Annotated in this window: 18 protein-coding genes; 8 read left to right on the top strand and 10 right to left on the bottom strand. The window is 65.9% G+C overall.

Annotated elements, in window-relative coordinates; translation table 11 throughout:
• Positions 1-23: 23 nt before the first annotated feature.
• Positions 24-179, top strand: coding sequence for a hypothetical protein (locus ABE571_RS07865; protein ID WP_167390404.1), 156 nt, complete (start codon positions 24-26; stop codon positions 177-179).
• Positions 180-537: 358 nt separating this feature from the next.
• A complete protein-coding gene (locus tag ABE571_RS07860; protein WP_070470811.1) occupies positions 538-1,845 on the top strand; it encodes a chloride channel protein in 1,308 nt (435 codons plus the stop codon).
• A gap of 13 nt (positions 1,846-1,858) precedes the next feature.
• On the opposite strand, the gene ABE571_RS07855 is transcribed toward ABE571_RS07860, so the two are convergent.
• From ABE571_RS07855 to ABE571_RS07845, 3 genes are all read right to left on the bottom strand, one after another.
• Positions 1,859-2,845 carry an MDR family oxidoreductase gene (locus ABE571_RS07855; protein WP_313212384.1) on the bottom strand — a complete coding sequence of 329 codons (987 nt, stop codon included), beginning with the start codon at positions 2,843-2,845 and terminating at the stop codon, positions 1,859-1,861.
• Between the two features lie 86 nt (positions 2,846-2,931).
• Positions 2,932-3,402 (bottom strand): lysozyme inhibitor LprI family protein, encoded by a 471-nt coding sequence (locus tag ABE571_RS07850; RefSeq protein WP_346482437.1) that lies wholly within the window; start codon positions 3,400-3,402, stop codon positions 2,932-2,934.
• Positions 3,403-3,735: 333 nt separating this feature from the next.
• On the bottom strand, positions 3,736-4,365 hold the full coding sequence (locus ABE571_RS07845; protein ID WP_313212382.1) for a TetR/AcrR family transcriptional regulator: 630 nt from the start codon (positions 4,363-4,365) through the stop codon (positions 3,736-3,738).
• A 130-nt stretch (positions 4,366-4,495) separates the two neighbouring features.
• On the opposite strand from ABE571_RS07845, the gene ABE571_RS07840 reads away from it, so the two are divergent.
• The gene (locus tag ABE571_RS07840) at positions 4,496-5,992 is read left to right on the top strand and encodes an MFS transporter (RefSeq protein ID WP_313212381.1); all 1,497 of its coding nucleotides are present in this window, start codon (positions 4,496-4,498) and stop codon (positions 5,990-5,992) included.
• Positions 5,993-5,999: 7 nt separating this feature from the next.
• Here ABE571_RS07840 and ABE571_RS07835 read toward each other — a convergent pair whose 3' ends face one another.
• The 3 genes from ABE571_RS07835 to ABE571_RS07825 form a co-directional block, all read right to left on the bottom strand.
• Positions 6,000-6,587 carry a hypothetical protein gene (locus tag ABE571_RS07835; protein ID WP_346466193.1) on the bottom strand — a complete coding sequence of 196 codons (588 nt, stop codon included), beginning with the start codon at positions 6,585-6,587 and terminating at the stop codon, positions 6,000-6,002.
• A gap of 108 nt (positions 6,588-6,695) precedes the next feature.
• Complete coding sequence (locus ABE571_RS07830; RefSeq protein ID WP_346466194.1) at positions 6,696-7,496, bottom strand: trypsin-like serine protease; 801 nt, start codon at positions 7,494-7,496, stop codon at positions 6,696-6,698.
• Between the two features lie 84 nt (positions 7,497-7,580).
• Positions 7,581-8,066 carry a MarR family winged helix-turn-helix transcriptional regulator gene (locus tag ABE571_RS07825; protein ID WP_313218618.1) on the bottom strand — a complete coding sequence of 162 codons (486 nt, stop codon included), beginning with the start codon at positions 8,064-8,066 and terminating at the stop codon, positions 7,581-7,583.
• Positions 8,067-8,114: 48 nt separating this feature from the next.
• Here ABE571_RS07825 and ABE571_RS07820 point away from each other — a divergent pair, with 48 nt between their 5' ends.
• Positions 8,115-9,599, top strand: a complete 1,485-nt coding sequence (locus ABE571_RS07820; protein WP_346493504.1) for an FAD-dependent oxidoreductase — start codon at positions 8,115-8,117, stop codon at positions 9,597-9,599.
• Between the two features lie 13 nt (positions 9,600-9,612).
• On the opposite strand, the gene ABE571_RS07815 is transcribed toward ABE571_RS07820, so the two are convergent.
• The 3 genes from ABE571_RS07815 to ABE571_RS07805 form a co-directional block, all read right to left on the bottom strand.
• The gene (locus ABE571_RS07815) at positions 9,613-10,293 is read right to left on the bottom strand and encodes a hypothetical protein (protein ID WP_313212376.1); all 681 of its coding nucleotides are present in this window, start codon (positions 10,291-10,293) and stop codon (positions 9,613-9,615) included.
• Positions 10,294-10,449: 156 nt separating this feature from the next.
• Positions 10,450-10,719: a hypothetical protein gene (locus ABE571_RS07810; RefSeq protein WP_121037094.1), complete on the bottom strand. Its 270-nt coding sequence runs from the start codon at positions 10,717-10,719 to the stop codon at positions 10,450-10,452.
• A 313-nt stretch (positions 10,720-11,032) separates the two neighbouring features.
• Positions 11,033-11,614, bottom strand: coding sequence for a TetR family transcriptional regulator (locus ABE571_RS07805; RefSeq protein ID WP_346482441.1), 582 nt, complete (start codon positions 11,612-11,614; stop codon positions 11,033-11,035).
• Between the two features lie 178 nt (positions 11,615-11,792).
• On the opposite strand from ABE571_RS07805, the gene ABE571_RS07800 reads away from it, so the two are divergent.
• From ABE571_RS07800 to ABE571_RS07785, 4 genes are all read left to right on the top strand, one after another.
• Positions 11,793-12,890, top strand: a complete 1,098-nt coding sequence (locus tag ABE571_RS07800; protein WP_346493503.1) for an alkene reductase — start codon at positions 11,793-11,795, stop codon at positions 12,888-12,890.
• A gap of 59 nt (positions 12,891-12,949) precedes the next feature.
• Positions 12,950-13,738 (top strand): SDR family oxidoreductase, encoded by a 789-nt coding sequence (locus ABE571_RS07795; protein WP_346493502.1) that lies wholly within the window; start codon positions 12,950-12,952, stop codon positions 13,736-13,738.
• Between the two features lie 26 nt (positions 13,739-13,764).
• Positions 13,765-14,628, top strand: coding sequence for an alpha/beta hydrolase (locus tag ABE571_RS07790; RefSeq protein ID WP_346493501.1), 864 nt, complete (start codon positions 13,765-13,767; stop codon positions 14,626-14,628).
• Between the two features lie 63 nt (positions 14,629-14,691).
• Positions 14,692-15,693 (top strand): NADP-dependent oxidoreductase, encoded by a 1,002-nt coding sequence (locus ABE571_RS07785; RefSeq protein ID WP_346493500.1) that lies wholly within the window; start codon positions 14,692-14,694, stop codon positions 15,691-15,693.
• Positions 15,694-15,717: 24 nt separating this feature from the next.
• Here the strand turns inward: ABE571_RS07785 and ABE571_RS07780 are convergent, their stop codons facing one another.
• Positions 15,718-17,025, bottom strand: coding sequence for a hypothetical protein (locus ABE571_RS07780; RefSeq protein WP_346493499.1), 1,308 nt, complete (start codon positions 17,023-17,025; stop codon positions 15,718-15,720).
• Positions 17,026-17,100 lie beyond the last annotated feature (75 nt).

Genomic DNA, 17,100 nt, shown 5'->3' with positions numbered 1-17,100 from the left:
CGCCGGCCGACACCGGATGTGCCATGCTCGCCTCCGTTGCAACCCACCTGGAGAGCGTCGCCATGGCCAAAGGCCTGAACAAACAGAAAGAGCAGAAGAAGAAACCTGCCAAGACCGCCAAGGAAAAGAAGGCGGAAAAGAACGAAAAGAAGACCACCCGCGGTTTCGCCCCGGTCTGACCGGCGGCACCTCCGCTTACATCGCGGGCATCATGGGAGTGCGGCCACACCACGGTGTCCCGCAGCTCCTCCCGATGTCATCGCGCAACCACCGGGCGGAAGTCCAGCGGGCTCATCGCCGTGACCGCCCTGAAATGGGCATGGAAGCTCGAGCGACTCATGCACGCAACGCGCGCCACCTCATCGGTACGCCAGACACCGCTGAAATTCGCCCGGATCCACACGATCGCGCGGACACTCGCGGCACGTAAACCCGCAGCGTGCCTGCCCGGGCACCGCGCGGGCACCCGCGCTTGAAAGCGCAAACCGACAGATTCGGTGAAGAGGACCGGCGAATCACCGTGGGATAATTCGCCCCATGACCTCGCCAGACCCTCAACGCCCTCTCCTGTCCAGGGATGCGTGGAAGCGCCGTGCGGCCCTGTGGGGCGGTGCCGTGGCTGTCGCCCTGGTCGCGATCGTGTTTGCCAAGGCCAGCGATGCGGCCTTCCGGGTCTTCCAGTCGATCATCGCCCAGTCGATCTGGTGGGCGCTGCTGCTCACCCCAACCGTGTTCGCGCTGTTGGCGTGGCTGACCAGTGGTGCGCTCAAGCCCACCCGCGGCAGCGGCATTCCGCAGGTGATCGCGGCCCTGGAGATCCCGACGCCCACGTTCCGGCGTGACAATCTCTCGCTGGGCGTATCGGCCGGCAAACTCGCCTTGACCACGCTGTCGTTGCTCGGGGGCGCCTCGGTCGGCCGTGAGGGCCCTACCGTGCACGTCGGTGCCAGCGTGATGTACATGTTCGGGCGATGGTTCGGGTTCCGCGATCCGAAAGAGCTGTCCCACTTTCTGCTCGCCGGTGGCGCAGCCGGCATCGCGGCGGCCTTCAATACCCCGCTGGCGGGCATCGTGTTTGCCATCGAAGAACTCAGCGGCCGCTTCGAGCACCGCTTCTCCGGCACGCTGCTCACCGCGGTCATCGTGGGTGGCGTGGTGTCGCTGGGCCTGCTCGGCAACTACACGTACTTCGGCAAGGTGACTGCCACGTTGCCGCTGGGGCAGGCCTGGCTGGCGATCGTGCTGTGCGGCACCGTCGCGGGACTGCTTGGCGGCCTGTTCGCCAAAGCCGTGCTGCTGACCATGGAAGGCAGGCCACGCTGGCTGGGCACGCTGCGCCAGCGCCATCCGGTCCTGCTGGCGGCGCTGTGCGGGCTCGCCCTGGTGCTGCTGGGCGCCGCCTTTGGCGCAGGGGCCTTCGGCACCGGCTACGAGCAGGCCAAGGGACTGGTGCAGGGAGCGCCCTCGGTGGGTCACGAGTTCGGCCTGATGAAGCTGGTCGCCAATCTGGTCTCTTACGTCGCCGGTATTCCCGGCGGCCTGTTCTCGCCCGCCCTGGCCGTCGGCGCCGGGCTCGGCCACAACCTCGCCGCCCTCATGCCTTCGGTCGATGAACGCATCTTCGTGCTGCTGGGGATGTGTGCCTACCTGACCGGCGTCACCCAGGCACCGTTGACCTCGGCGGTCATCTCGCTGGAGCTGACCGACAGCAGCGATATGCTGCTGCCCATTCTGGCCACCGTGCTGATCGCGCGCGGCGTCTCCGGCCTGGTGTGCCGCGTGCCGATCTACAAGGCCATGGCCGAACAGCTGGTCAAGCAGCTGCCTGGCCCCCACCCGGCTTAGTGCCGCGACAGGATCACGCGTTGACGTCGACCACAGTGCGGCCCTGTACACGCCCCTGCAGCACCTGGTCGGCCAGCGCCGGCACCTCGGCCAGCCCGATCATCTGCGTGGTGCGCGCCAGCTTGCCCAGGTCCAGATCGGTAGCCAGGCGCGTCCAGGCCTGCTCGCGCGCGGCGTAAGGCGCGTTGACCGAGTCGATGCCGGCGAGCGTCACGTTGCGCAGGATGAAAGGCAGCACCGAACCCGGCAGATCCGCGCCTTGGGCCAATCCGAAGGCCGCCACCACGCCACGATAGCGCGTCTGCGCCAGCACATTGGCCAACGTGTGGCTGCCCACCGCGTCGATCGCACCGGCCCAGCGTTCCTTGGCGATCGGTGCACCTGGCGCGGACAAGGTCGCCCGATCGATGATCTCGGCCGCACCCAGCGCCTTGAGATACGCGGACTCCTCCAGCCGACCCGTCGATGCAACCACCCGATAGCCCAGCGTGGACAGCAGTGCGATCGCGATGGAGCCGGCGCCGCCGTTGGCCCCGGTGACCAGGATATCGCCGTGATCGGGACTCACCCCGCCGTGCTCGAGTGCCAGTACCGAGAGCATCGCGGTGTAGCCGGCGGTACCGACCGCCATCGCATCGCGGCTGGAAAATGCCGCGGGAATCTTCACCAGCCACTCGCCGGGCACGCGCGCCTTCTGCGCATAGCCTCCGTGGTGGGTCTGGCTCAAACCCCAGCCGTTGACCAGCACGCGATCGCCCGGGGCAAACCCGGGGTGGGTCGACGTTTCAACCACACCGGCCAGATCGATACCGGGAATCAGCGGAAACGTGCGGATCACCGGCGAGCGCCCGCTCAGCGCGAGGGCGTCCTTGTAATTCACCGTGGAGTACTCCACGGCAACGGTGACGTCGCCGGGCATCAGATCCTGCTCGGTCAGCGGGACGACACCGGCCGCGATGGTATCGCCGGTCTTGGTCGCAAGGAGGGCGTTGAAGGACATGGGATCTCCGGTTCCTGTGCATGAGGGACAGTGCAGACAGGACCAGTGTGCGCACCTGGCCGTACCGACGCGTTAAACGGCCCCGGCTAGCGCCCGCTCATGGGATAGGACCCGGCGCACACGTCACCCTCCTCGACCCCGCCAACCCAGGCCTTGAGCTGCTTGATCCGATCCAGGGTCAGCTGCTCGTATTCAACGCTCTGGCACATCGGCAGCACGCTCCCATAGTCGTCTGGAGACGGATACCGCGCCGCGATCTGGGCATCGCGGAACACCAGCCAGGCGCGCTGGGCTGCCTTGAACCGTTCCAGGAACACCGTGTCCTGGGCATTGAGCGCCAGCACCTTGGCATAGATCCGATTGAGCTCGGCATCGGCGCGCTGCGCGCTGTTGCTGGCACATTGGTTGAGCCCGGCCTGCGACTGGTTCGGGCTGTCGCAGGCCATGCCATCGGAGGTATGCGGTGACGCCACGGCCCCGACAGCTGCCTTGGGTGCCTGGGCGTATGTCGCCCCCACCGGGGCCAGCGCGCAGACAAGGAGAAGCGAAGGAAGCATGCGCATTGGATCCGCTCCACACGGGACAGCGGGGAGGCCGCCACAGGCGGATTAACCGCGCCGATCCGTGAAATCCACGTGACTGCGCTTGCTTCCCCAGCACGGTTGCAATCGTGGCTGCCAGCAGCGCCCGCTACGTGTGTCGGCGTCTTCGGGCGTGCGGCCGCGCGCGATGTCGTGCTGCCGCAACCACGCGGTGATCGCCGCACGGGTCTGCCTGTCGTGCCGGCGCAGCACCTGGGCAATCACCGGATCGCGATGCGCTTCGGCGGTGATCTCCGCATACAGCGCGACATTGGCGATGGCATTGCCACGGTGAAGTTGTCCACCGGCTCAGCCGCGCTTCTTCGGGCGCACGGATGGTCTTCGAGCGCCGACCATCGCCAGACAATCCTCCACCACAGCCGCACTGAATGCCGCCGCATCCTGCTCCGGTGTCGCGATCAAGTCATCGGTTGCGCCATGCACACCGGCATAGATCAACGAGGCCGTCACCCTGGGACTGGGCAGCTGCCATAGCCCGGATGCCACCCCCACTTCCAGGATGCCCTGCAACTGCTGAAGGAGCGCATTCCGCTCGCGGTTGGCTCGATCAAGATGATGATGGTTGGCGTACACCACGTCGTGCACGGCATGGGTCCGGGCATAGAGGGCGATGCTCGCTTCGATCCAGGCGCGCAGGCGAGCCTCTCCATCATCCGCCGGATGCTCTTGCATCGCCTGCTCCAGTGCGTCCACGAAGCGCTGCGTGTAGCGCTCCGCCAGGGCTCTCAGTACATCCGTTTTTGAAGCGAAGTAGGTATAGAACGTGCCCTTGGCCACATCGGCGGCAGCGACGATCTCGCTGATCGTCGTCTGTTCCACCCCGCGCGACAGGAACAGCGTCTCGGCCGCATCCATCAGTTCTTCGAGACGGATGGAGGCGGGTTTGGTGCGTGGCCTGGCCGGGGCTGGGGTCTGCATCGTGGGTATTGAAAGGGGAGCGATGGGTGTCGGTAGTGTAATCCGCCGAGACAGATGACTGACCGTCGGTCATTGACCGACGGTCAGTCATTATCTAGGATAAGCGCGGTCGCTCTACAGGCTCCGTCCCATGCAGCACTTCAAAAAGCCAGCGTTGGTGCTGGCCGCATACCTCGGTACCTTCCTTGCCTCGCTGGACATCAGCATCGTCAACGTCGCGCTGCCGACGCTGCAACGGGCGTTGCAGACCGACCTCGCCGGGCTGCAGTGGGTCATCAATGCCTATGCCATCGCGCTGTCCGCTTTCATGCTCTCGGCCGGCCCTCTCAGTGACCGCCATGGCCATCGCCGGATGTGGCTGGCGAGCGTGGCAACGTTCATTGCCGGATCACTGGTCTGCGCGTGCGCCACCGATCTGCCGGTCCTGGTGATCGGCCGCACGATCCAGGGCGTGGCGGGAGCGCTGCTGATCCCCAGTGCGATGCCCCTCCTCACCCATGCGTTTCCGGACCCCGGCCAACGGGCGCGCGCCATCGGAGGATGGTCCGCCTTCAGCGCGCTGGCGCTGGTGCTTGGGCCGTTGCTGGGCGGCCTGCTCGTACAGTGGACCGGATGGCAGAGCATCTTCCTGATCAACCTTCCGTTGGGGGCGGTGGCACTGGCGCTGGGCGCCTGGAGCATTCCCGAGCGACGTCATCCTCAGCACGCGGCCATGGATCCCGCTGGGCAGATCCTCAGCACGCTGGCCTTGGCAGCCCTCTCCTACGGGCTGATCGGTATCGGCGGGCGCGGGTGGTCCGCACCCGCTACCTGGTTCTCGTTGATCACGGCGCTGGTGGCATTGTTGGCGTTCTCGCTGGTACAACGTCGGGTCACGCGCCCGCTGCTGCCGCTGGATCTTTTCGCCGACCGTCGCTTCGCCCTGCTCAATCTCGCCTCGTTCGTGCTCGGCTTCACTGCCTATGCCAGCCTGTTCTTCCTTTCATTGTTCTTCCAGCAGGTACAGGGAAAGACCGCGGCACAGGCCGGATGGCAGCTGGCCCCTCAATTCCTGGTGATGGGCGTGGTGTCGTTGATGTTCGGCCGCATTGCCGTGCGCCTCGGGCTGCACGCGGCGCTGGCGTGGGGCTATGCATTGGCAGGGCTGGCGCTGTGTGCGATGGCCCGTTTCACTACGGACACCGCCGGAGGCTTTGCCACTATGTGCCTCATGGCGCTGGGAGCAGGCATGGGTCTGGCGGTGCCAGCTACGGGCATGGCGGTCATGGCGCGCACCCCACCGGAACGCGCAGGTATCGCCTCAGCCACCATGAATGCCCTGCGCCAAGCCGGGATGAGCCTGGGCATCGCATTGCTTGGCAGCCTGATGAGCCTGTGGGCCGTACAGCAGTTCCGTACCACTGCGACGGCAACCGGGCAGTTCGTGCTCGCACAGCACGCGCACAGCATGATCCAGCACCCGGCTGCCGTTACGGGGTCCTTGCCAGCAGTGATTTACCGCAGCGCGATGGCCGGTGGCTTCGCCTGGGTGATGGGCATCGCCGGCATCTGCATGCTGGCTACCGCTTTCGCACTTCACCGGCGTACGCCGACGCGCACAGGCTGCCCTCCAGACGACAGCCCTTGAGGCCGGACTACTGCATCTGCGGCTCGCCCAACGGGCGTTCCTGCCGCTCGTCCAGATCGAACGTGATGTAACGGCGATGGATGAGCTTTGCCCCCATGTCCCAGCGATACGTCTCCACCCCGCCGTTGCCTGCACCGTCGGACAGCAGGCCCACGATGCCACGGGTCAGGTTGTCCGTGAGCAGCACCTGGGCCGCACCATCGGCATCCACGCGCAGGCTCAGGCGATCACGCAGGTGATCCTCGCCCTTCCCCACCGGAGCATCGAAGGCAAGACCTACCAGGCCATCTTCGTGGGTTGCCATCCCACCGCGTTCGTCGCCTTTGGCGTCGTACAGCCAGACGCCGGCTGTGCGCGATCGTCGGCCGGCATCATGTGAATCCTGGCCCATCTCAACGCGCATGACGCCTTGGTCATCCAGCACAACGATGCGACGGGCGCGGACTTCATCAACGGTGAGAGCACCTCGCGGCGCCATCGACAGTGCGATGACCGCCACCGTCAGGCCCACGACAAGCACTGCAAGCGCGACAGTCAACCAAGTGAGGCGGCGTACGGAAGTGCGAAGCACATCCAGCGGTTCCACGACATCCATGTGAGTGATGCTCCCTTGCTACTGGCGTCTGGATCATAGCCCAGGCATCGGAGCTGACGTCGTGCTGGCGGCGACGCCAGTCCGCCAGATCCTGCCCTCCAGCACTGCCTACGGCTGCTCGGTCATCACGCGCTCAATCCAATCCGCGTAGTGGCTCATCCGCACATTGCAGGTCACCTGACCATAGCGCCCGGGTCGAGCCGTCAGCACATTACCCTGCACGACCTTCCAGGCGCCCTGCCCGGCCAGCAGCCATTGGCCATCGCGCTCGATGAGCACCGGACCACCGCTGTCGCCGTTGCCCAGCACGCCCTCGAGGGGCAACGCTTCCGGCGGTTCGTCGAACACGTAGCAGAGCCAGCGGTCGTAGGCACTGGTGATCCGGTTGAACGCACGCCGGAGCTCGGTGCGATTGGGGCCGTTGGGAGAATGCCCGGTGGCGCCGGTACCCGTTGCACCCTTTCCTAAAATCTTCGCGATCTGACCGGCCTCGTCGCTGTCGCCGTAAAGGGCCACCGGCGCCACGTCGGTGACCGGCGCCTTCAACCGGATCAGCGCAACATCATCGCCCGAGGCGAGAAACACCACGATCAGCATCGCCTCGCCGCTGGCCATGGCCTGATCGATCAACGTCTGGGGCAGCGTCCTGTAGCCGGGATGGGTGATGACGCGCTCAACCTCCCGCGCAGTACCGTTGATCATCACCTGCTTGAGATCGGCCTGCATCGGCAGCGTGTGCGCGGCAGTCAGCACCCACTGCGGTGCGATCAGCGCGCCGTGGCCCTCGCCGGGCATGTCCACGAGGGCGGGAAACTCGGTGGCGGGAACGCGGTACGCGGCATCCTCCACATCGTGGCGAATGACGATGGCACTGGCGGGTAACGACACTGCAAGCAGCAGCGGAAGCAACGGGAATCCTTTCACGTGTAATGCCTTGAGGTTGTGACTGGGCCAAGCGACGAACAGGTGGGCTGAAACGTCCGCGGTGCGTCGTTACGGCTCGCGCTCCCGCGCTTCCAGCGCGCTGGCGAACTTTGCCATCAAACGCACCAGCTCCGATACATCCTGCGCAGGCCAGGAGGCGAAGATCTCCCGGCCGATCCGCTCACGTGCGGCATCCAACCGGTCCGTCATGTCCTTGCCCTTCGGCGCAATGGTCGCCTCACGGATGCGGCGGTCCTGGGGGTTACCGCGACGCGTGACCAGTTCCATCGCAGCCAGCTTGGCCACCTGACGGCTGATGGTCGTGTAATCCCGGCCCAGGCGATCGGCCAGCTCAACCACCCCGATCGGCCCTACCCGTTCGATCACCACCAGCAGCCGGAACAACGCCTGGTCCAGCGTCACGCCCGCCTCCTGGATCAGCCGTTCATCGTTGCGCGGGCGGTTCATCACACTGGCGAGGCTGACCATCGACAGGTGAAGCGACCTCAACTCGGCCGAATTATGTGTATCTTGCACCTTCTTTTTCACCGGCATAGCATCCCCTCCAAGTAAGTGCATATTACACATACCTGGAGCGATGCAATGGGCAACACCCCTGACGTAGTGATCTGTGGCGCCGGCGCAGCCGGCCTCACCCTGGCCATCGAATTGGCCCGCCGTGGCGTGGCATTCCGCCTGGTGGAGCAGCGGGAAAACCCGTTCCATGGGTCGCGTGGCAAAGGTATCCAGCCGCGTAGCCAGGAAGTCTTCGAAGAAATGGGCATCGTCGATCAGCTGTTCGCGGCCGGCGGCCTCTACCCGGTCTCGCGCTCGCATCATGCTGATGGCACCCACACGGACGCCGCCGTCATCGAAGCGGCGCCGGCTTCCCCGGCCGAACCGTATCGACAGCCGCTGATGGTGCCGCAGTTCCTGACCGAGTCCGTGATGCGCGACCGCTTGGCGGAGCTGGGGCACCGGGTCGACTTCGGACACGGAGTGATCGGCGTCGAGCAGGACGACACCGGGGTAAGCGTCCGTCTTGCCACGCCAACGGGCGAGCAGACCGTGCGCACGCGCTACCTGATCGGCACCGACGGCGGGCGCAGCTTCGTGCGCCAGGCGCTGGGTATCGGCTTCCCCGGCAAAACGCTGGGCGTGCGCGCGGTGGTGGCCGACATCGTGCTGCAAGGGCTGCCACGCGACGCCTGGCATACGTTCAACCAGGACGACATGGCGCAACGGATCTCTCTGTGTCCACTCATGGGAACACGCCTGTTCCAACTGCAGGCGCCGGTCCCGCTGGAGGGTGAGGTGGACCTCTCGGCCGACGGCCTCGGTGCCATGGTGCGTGCGCGGACCGGTCGCCATGATCTCACCGTTCTCGACGTGCAATGGGCCTCGGCCTACCAGATGAGCGCCCGGCTGGCAGAGCGTTACCGCGACGGCCGCGTCTTCCTGGCAGGCGATGCTGCCCATACGCATCCACCCACCGGCGGCCAGGGCCTGAACACCAGCGTGCAGGATGCGTACAACCTTGGATGGAAACTGGCTGCAGTGCTGCAGGGTGCACCGGACGCGCTTCTCGGTACGTACGAACAAGAGCGACGCCCCATTGCGGCCTCCATGCTCGGGCTTGCAACCACGCTGCTTGACCACGCACAACGCGGCGACAATCGACGTGGGCGCGAGGTCCAGCAGCTCGACCTCGGGTACGCCGACGCCTCGCTCTCGCTACCTGCCGAGCTCCGAAGTGGGCGTATCACGCCGGGTTGCCGCGCCCCTGACGCCCTTTTGCAGGGTGCGGGGGGTCAGCCAGTACGCCTGTTCGAGGTTTTTCGCGGGACCCATTGGACGTTGCTGGGTTACGAAACCCGCCGCGCCGCCGCACCTGCGCGGAAGGGTCTGCGCATGCATGTCATCGGCCAGGGCGGCGATCTGCGTGATGCGGCCGGACACTTCGCCGAGGCCTACGGTCTGGAGCCGGGTGAGTGGCTGCTGATCCGGCCGGATGGCTACGTGGCTGCTGTCGTTGTTGAGGCAGACATCAACGTGCTTGAAGCACACTTCGAACGGCATGCACCGTGATGCGATGCGCTCCTCACTTGCCGGCAGGGCCAGCCCGGGTTCCCTCGTCGCCCTGCGTCGCCGCACGGCTCTTCGCGAACTCCGGGAAGGTCTCCGCTATCGACGCTTTGTCCGGCAGGACGTAGAACACCCCGCCCCGCTCGAACGTCGCCTGGATGACCTTCTCGTAGAACCCTGGCGACACATTGATGCAGCCATGGGTAACGCGGTTGTCGTCCGGCGAGGGAGATGCCAGACGTTCCACGCGCCTTTCGGCCGGGACGCCCATCGCCGTCGGATGGATGGAGACGGCGGACTCGTAATCCACCCACAGCACGCGACCGGCATCGATCGACGGGCCGTACCCGCCCACGAAGCGACCTGCAGGCGTCGTACGGTCCCGACCCGGAATCTCGCGAAGCGCAAGACCGGCAATACCGGGGGCCGTATGGTCACCGGTGGCCGAGCCGAACAGCCCGGACGCCGCGCCGCGAAGCCGGCCCTCGCCATCGAAGACCAGCACCTGGGCAGCGGCCTTGTCCATGATGGCGAACGGATAGCCCTGGCTGTCCTTGGTGGCAACCACCCAGCCCGCGAGTTCGATCACGGTGTTGGATACTTCCTGGCCTGGCGGGAGTTCATCGACAGCGGCTGTCGGCTGCGCAGCCGCATCCTCGGCGTTTGCCACGCCGATGCTTGCCAGCGCCAGCGCCATGGTCAGTGCGCCGCGAAGGGCCAGGACTACGGGGTAAGAGTGCGTACGGATGGGACACTTCCTTGCAATGACGATTGCACGATCATCGACAACGGGTGGCCTGCGTAGGCCACCCGTTGTCGATTCAAACGTTGCTCACACACGGAGCACGAGCGATCAACCGCGTGGCTTGCGGCGGGGCGCCTGTTCGAGCTGCTGCACACGGCCTTCGATCTGATCCAGACGCTGGTTGGCCTGCTGCGCGGATTGATTGGCCGATTCGGCGCTCTGGGCCGCGCCCTGCACTTTCGTGTCGAGTTGATCAAGGCGTGAGTTGATCGTTGCGAACTCGTCCTTGTACGTGGCGCAGGAACTGAGGCCTACGGTAGCGATGATTGCCACAGCCAGCGTACGCGCCGTCGTCATTTGTTTTGTGGTCAGAAACATTGCAGTGCCTCCTTTGTCTGGGGTGTTCGGACTATAGCGGCCTTTTCACCAGCGCCATGACCGGCATTCAGTTGAAGCTGGGAGACGTAGAGGGAGCGTGATGATGGGCTGCCACCGGCGTGGTACAAGACGCAGCCTCCGATTTTCAGGCCCGGTCAGGCGAACCAAGCGGTGAGCCAGCTAGAGGCGACGTGCACGCTTTTCCATCGCTAGCGCACGAGGCGCGCGCACGACGACATGAGGCGACCGGGCGAGTGGCAGGACACGCGTTGCGCGCCACGTACTGCGCGTTGCGGATCTGGGCCAGCACGCGTCAGCCGTTGGGCACACCACCCAACCGCGCCAGCACGTCTTCCCGGCACACATCCAGAATCTCGTCCGCCAGCGGCGAGTCGTCCGGGCAGGACCTGGACAACACCATCGCGCCGACCGCCTGGGCCATCAACGCGATGCGCCGAGCACGCGCCTGTTCCGACGTGGGGCCGTCGGCCTGCCCTTCCGCGTAGGGAGAGACGGCCAGCTGCGCCTCGATACCTGCAGCGAAGGCCGCCTTGACCGGATCCGGCTGACGCGCCGCGTCGGTGCACAGCGCCGACATGGTGCAGCCCTGGCCTGGCGCGTCACGATGCTGCCGGGACAGGTAGTAGCGCATGAAGCTCGCCAGGTCCATGTCGGCGGCGGCATCGGCCGATCTCGCCAGGCCGCAGCTTGCTGCCTCCGCCATCAGGTCGGCCTTGGAGCCGAAGTGCTTGTAGAAGCCGCCATGGGTAAAGCCGGCGGCCGCCATGAGGTCTGCGACGCCCACACCGTCGTAGCCCCGCTCCCTGAAAAGCGTGGAAGCGGTGTCGACGATGTGCGCCCGGTTGGCCTGCGCCTGTGCCTTGGTGACCTTCATGACGGGTGGTCTCTTGCCGTTCTGCCTCGATAGACGCGCACTTTACCACGGATAGATGATCACCATCATCAAACCATTGACATCTAAGATTACGGTCATCATCATTGAGTCACTTCCAGGCGACGCCACTGCCGGCCCGCCTGCGCCATCCCTCACCGCTCACGACCCCGCACCCACCATGACGACCTCGACGCTCTTCCAGTCCTACCCCCTTGGCCCGCTGTCCCTGGCCAACCGCATCGTGATGGCACCGTTGACGCGCAACCGCGCCGGGGCCGGTCTTGTGCCCGGTCCGTTCGCCGCCACCTACTGCGCCCAGCGCGCTTCGGCCGGCCTGATCATCACCGAGGCCACCCAGATCTCGGCGCAGGCCCAGGGTTACCAGGACACGCCGGGGCTTTACACGCAGGATCAGATCGATGGCTGGCGCAAGGTCACCGATGCCGTGCACGCGCGCGGCGGGCGCATCTTCGTGCAGCTGTGGCACGTGGGCCGCATCTCCCACGTGGATCTGCAGCCCGGCAACGCCGCGCCCGTGTCCGCCTCGGCCATCCGGGCGCACACCAAGACCTTCGTCCACAACGGCTTTGTCGATGTGTCCGAGCCGCGTGCACTGGAGATCGACGAACTGCCGGCCATCGTCAACGACTTCCGTCAGGCCGCCGCCAATGCGATCGCCGCCGGGTTCGATGGTGTCGAAATCCACGGTGCCAACGGCTACCTGCTCGAGCAGTTCATCAAGGACGGCGCCAACCAGCGCACCGATGCCTACGGCGGCTCGATCGAAAACCGTGCACGCCTGCTGCTGGAGGTCACTGCGGCCGTAGCCGCTGAGATCGGCGCCGATCGCACCGGCGTGCGCCTCTCGCCGGTCTCGCCGGCCAACGCCATCGCGACCATCAGCGATCCGCAGCCGCAGTACGACTACATCGTCGATCAGCTCAGCGCGCTGGGCGTCGTCTACCTGCATGTGGTCGAAGGCGCGACGGGCGGCCCGCGCGATGTCGCCCCGTTCGACTTCGACGGCCTGCGCCGCCGTTTCACCGGCACCTACCTGGCCAACAACGGCTATGACCTGGAGCTGGCCAACGCGCATCTCGCCGGTGGCAAGGCCGACCTGTTCGCCTTTGGCCGTGCCTTCATCAGCAATCCGGATCTGGTCGAACGCCTGGAAACCGGCGCGCCCTTGAACGCCCTTAACCCGGCCACGTTGTATGGCGGCGGCGCGGAAGGCTACACCGACTACCCCGCCCTGACCGACACGTTCGCGCAGTAACCCCGTCGCCATCGCCGCGCTGCATCCCCGTTCCCCCATTACATGTCAAGAGACACACCATGAGCCTGCTTCCTGCTGTCCTCATCACCGGCGCCTCCAGCGGCATCGGCACCGTTTACGCCGAACGATTTGCTCGCCGCGGCCACGATCTGGTACTGGTCGCGCGCGACACGGCGCGGCTGGACGCACTGGCCGTGCGCCTGCGCCACGACACCGGCGTTGCCATCGATGTACTTCCGGCCGACCTCACCCTGCGCAGCGACCTGGCCACCGTTGAAGCCCGCCTCCACGAGGATGCGCGCATCGGCATCCTGATCAACAACGCCGGCATCGCCCAATCCGGTGGCTTCACCGAGCAGTCGGCCGACAGCATCGAACAACTGATCACGCTGAACACCCTCGCCCTGACCCGCTTGGCCGCTGCGGTTGCACCGCGACTGGCCAACGCCGGTGAAGGCGCGATCATCAACATCGGCTCGGTGGTTGGGCTGGCGCCGGAGTTCGGCATGTCCGTCTACGGTGCGACCAAAGCCTTCGTGCTGTTCCTGTCGCAGGGGCTCAGCCTGGAGCTGACGCCCAAGGGGGTCTACGTTCAGGCTGTGCTGCCGGCGACGACGCGCACCGAGATCTGGCAGCGGGCCGGTATCGACATCAACACGTTGCCGGAGGTGATGGATGTCGGCGAGCTGGTTGATGCGGCGCTGGTCGGCTTTGATCGCCGCGAGACCGTCACGATTCCACCGCTGCATGTGGCCGAACGCTGGGACACGCTGGACGCATCGCGTCAGGGCCTGCTCTCGGACATCCGGCAGGCGCAGGCGGCGGAACGCTATCGCCCCACCGAGTGAAGCCCTGACCCCACAGGTACGCGACCGTGACGCTTCCCAGCACGCCCCCCGCCTCCAGACGTTCGTTCGAGAATGCACCGACCCGCTCGCTGGAGGTCGATGGCACCCGTTTCGCGTACCGCGAACTGGGGCCGCAGCACGGCTCCCCGCTGGTCATGCTCAACCACTGGGGCGCGGTGCTCGACAACTTCGACCCGCACATCGTGGATGGCCTGGCCAGCAGGCATCGCGTCATCGCCATCGACTACCGTGGCATTGGAGGATCAGGTGGCAAAGCACCGGTAACCGTCGCGGAAATGGCGCAGGACACGATCGCGCTGATTCGCACGATGGGCTTGGGCAGCGTCGATCTGCTCGGCTTCTCGCTCGGCGGTTTCGTTGCGCAGCAGGTGGTGCTGGACGCGCCCGACCTGGTGCGTCGGCTCATCCTGACCGGTACCGGGCCAGCGGGTGGCCGCGGTATCGACCGGGTGGGCCGCGTGTCCTGGCCCTTGATCCTCAAGGGCCTGCTGACGCGGCGCGATCCCAAGTACTACCTGTTCTTCACCGCCAGCGCCCGCAGCCGACAGGCGGCCACCGCGTTCCTGCAACGGTTGAAGGAACGCACGAATGATCGCGACAGGCCAGCCTCACCCGGGGCGTTCCTGCGGCAACTGAAGGCGATCACCGCGTGGGGCAGGCAATCGCCCCAGGACCTGGGCGACATCCGTATCCCGGTGCTCATCGCGAATGGGGACAGCGACATCATGGTCCCCACACCCAACAGTGGCGATCTGGCCCACCGCATTCCCGATGCAACGCTGGTCCTCTACGACGACGCCGGTCATGGCGGGATATTCCAGTATCACGACGAGTTCGTTCGGGACGCGCTAGCGTTCCTCGATAACTGATGCGCCCACCACGTTCCCTGCCCCGCAGCCTGACGGCAACCCTCCACCAGAGACACACCGCCCATGAAAGCCTTCCTCGTCGACCGTTATGGCAAAAAAGAGACCGGCCGCATCGGCGACGCCCCACAGCCTCCGCTGCGCGATGACGATGTGCTCATCCGCGTGCACGCGGCCAGCGTCAATGCGCTGGACACCAAGATACGCACCGGGGAGTTCAAGCTGATCCTGCCTTATCGCCTGCCGCTGATTCTTGGCAACGATATGGCCGGCACGGTGGTAAGTGTCGGTGCCGGGGTGCACCACTTCAACCCCGGCGATGAGGTGTATGCGCGTCCCGACGATGATCGCATCGGCACGTTCGCCGAATTCATTGCGGTCAATGCTGCCTCGGTGGCGCTCAAACCCGGCAACCTCACCATGGTGGAGGCCGCCTCGCTGCCCCTGGTCGCGCTGACCGCATGGCAGGCACTGGTCGAAACCGCCCAGCTCAAAGCTGGGCAGAAGGTCTTCATCCAGGCCGGCTCCGGCGGCGTCGGGACGGTGGCGATCCAGCTGGCCAAGCATCTGGGCGCCTTCGTGGCCACCACCACCAGTACCGCCAACGTCGCGTGGGTGAAGGATCTCGGCGCAGACGTCGTCATTGATTACAAACAGCAGGATTTCGCGACGGAACTGCGCGACTACGATGTGGTGCTCAACAGCCTCGGCAAGGATGAACTGACCCGCTCGCTGCAGATCCTCAGGCCGGGCGGGCATCTCATTTCGATCTCGGGGCCACCCACGCCCGCGTTTGCCAGTGCGCGCGCGCTGGCCTGGCCGCTCAAGCAGGTCATGCGCCTGCTCAGCCATGGCATCCGCAGCAAGGCCAAGCAGAAGGGCGTGACGTACACCTTCGTGTTCATGCGGGCCAGCGGCCAGCAGTTGAGCGAGATCACCTCGCTGGTGGAGGCTGGTGCGATCCGTCCGGTCATCGACCGGGTCTTCCCGTTCCAGCAGACCCAAGGCGCCCTGGCCCACGTTGAGAGCAGCCGGGCCAAGGGCAAGGTGGTGGTGGAGATGCGGTAGGTCGCAGACGATCCAGCACCTCTTTTACCTGCGGTTACCGTCTTCCTTCCGGCGCGTCAGACGCCACCCGTCAGAGTCCCTCTCCAGTTGCCAGCCCTCGCTGAGAGCGAGGCTCCAGCCTGGTCCTGTCCAGTTCGAGGCACCACCAGCAAGCGCGCCGCCGCCCAGGGTCACGAGCCTCCAGTCTTTCGACAGCAACGCACCAGATTCCGCCGTCAGCTCGCCCCATTCGTCGCGCACCGTCAGCGGCGTATAGACCGTTCCCACCTCGCCCAGCGGAAAGAGCGTGCGCGGATCGAACGACGCGGAGGGCTTGCTCAGTGGTAGCCGAACGGCATCGCTTCCGAGGAACCGTTCGCGATACACAGCACTGCGTTGCGCCCGGATCGCTGCGCGCTCCTGCTCCTGCGCACGCACCTCGTCCATCCCATAACCGCGCCCGATATCCTCGAGATCGGACGCGCTGGGCGGCATACCGAGTTGATCGGCCAGCAGCCCGGGCAGGTCGGACGTGGTCGACAGTCCGCTGCGCCAGCCCGGGGACCAACGATCCAGCAGAACGCCGTACGCCGGCCCGGTCACGTACGCCGCCGAGCGGACATAGCTTGCCGAGGCATCTGCCGCAGCCAGCGACCTCACCAACGCGGGCAGCACACTCTCTCCGTTGGCAGCGGCCGCCACCTTGCGGCCTGTGTACTCGGCAAGGCCCTCGTTGCGTTCAACCTTCGCCTCTTCGGCGAGCGCGCGGGCGCCCGACGCCACCTCGCCAGATCGAAGCGCCCGGAACCGCAACGCGGCCGCGATATGCCTTCGGCGATCGCCATCATCGGTCGCGGACAGCGCCTGCCCGAGCGCACGCAGCTCCAATCGCACTGCCGTTCGGCCACTCTCGTCATCCAGATGCGCTGTATCGCCTTCAGACGCCGAGAGTCCAAGCGCTGTCTGCACGCAGTGCCATTGTTCATGCCAGAACAGGGTCGCGAGTCCGTCGTTGTCCACGGGCAGAGGCAGCACCAACAGCACGTTGGAGGTGCCGTCGATGTCGATGCAGGTGTTCGCGGGCGGTTGATCCTTGCGCAGCGCAACAGACTCCACACCGCCAGTGACGGCATTCAAACGCCAACGTGTTCCGGTGGTGCGGTCATGCAGCACCACGGGCGCATCCAACGGCGTTCCCCACAATGTCTCTGCTGCCTGCGTCGAGGCGGGCGCCTGCGCGACGGCCGCTACGCGGTGGAGCGCCACCTCCAATCCGCTGGGCAGCGCCTCGGTCGCTGCTGCAAACGTCGTCAAGCCGACAGCGGAAAACGCAGCGGCGAGGAAAGTGGGCATGGATATCCTTATCATTGCAGGCACGTCTCCTTGACGATCCGATGGCAGGTTTCAGGCCGATTCTAAGCCATACGG

The sequence above is a fragment of the Stenotrophomonas sp. TWI273 genome, assembly GCF_039674765.1.
Taxonomy (GTDB): domain Bacteria; phylum Pseudomonadota; class Gammaproteobacteria; order Xanthomonadales; family Xanthomonadaceae; genus Stenotrophomonas.
This window is presented reverse-complemented; position numbering and strand designations above follow the sequence as displayed.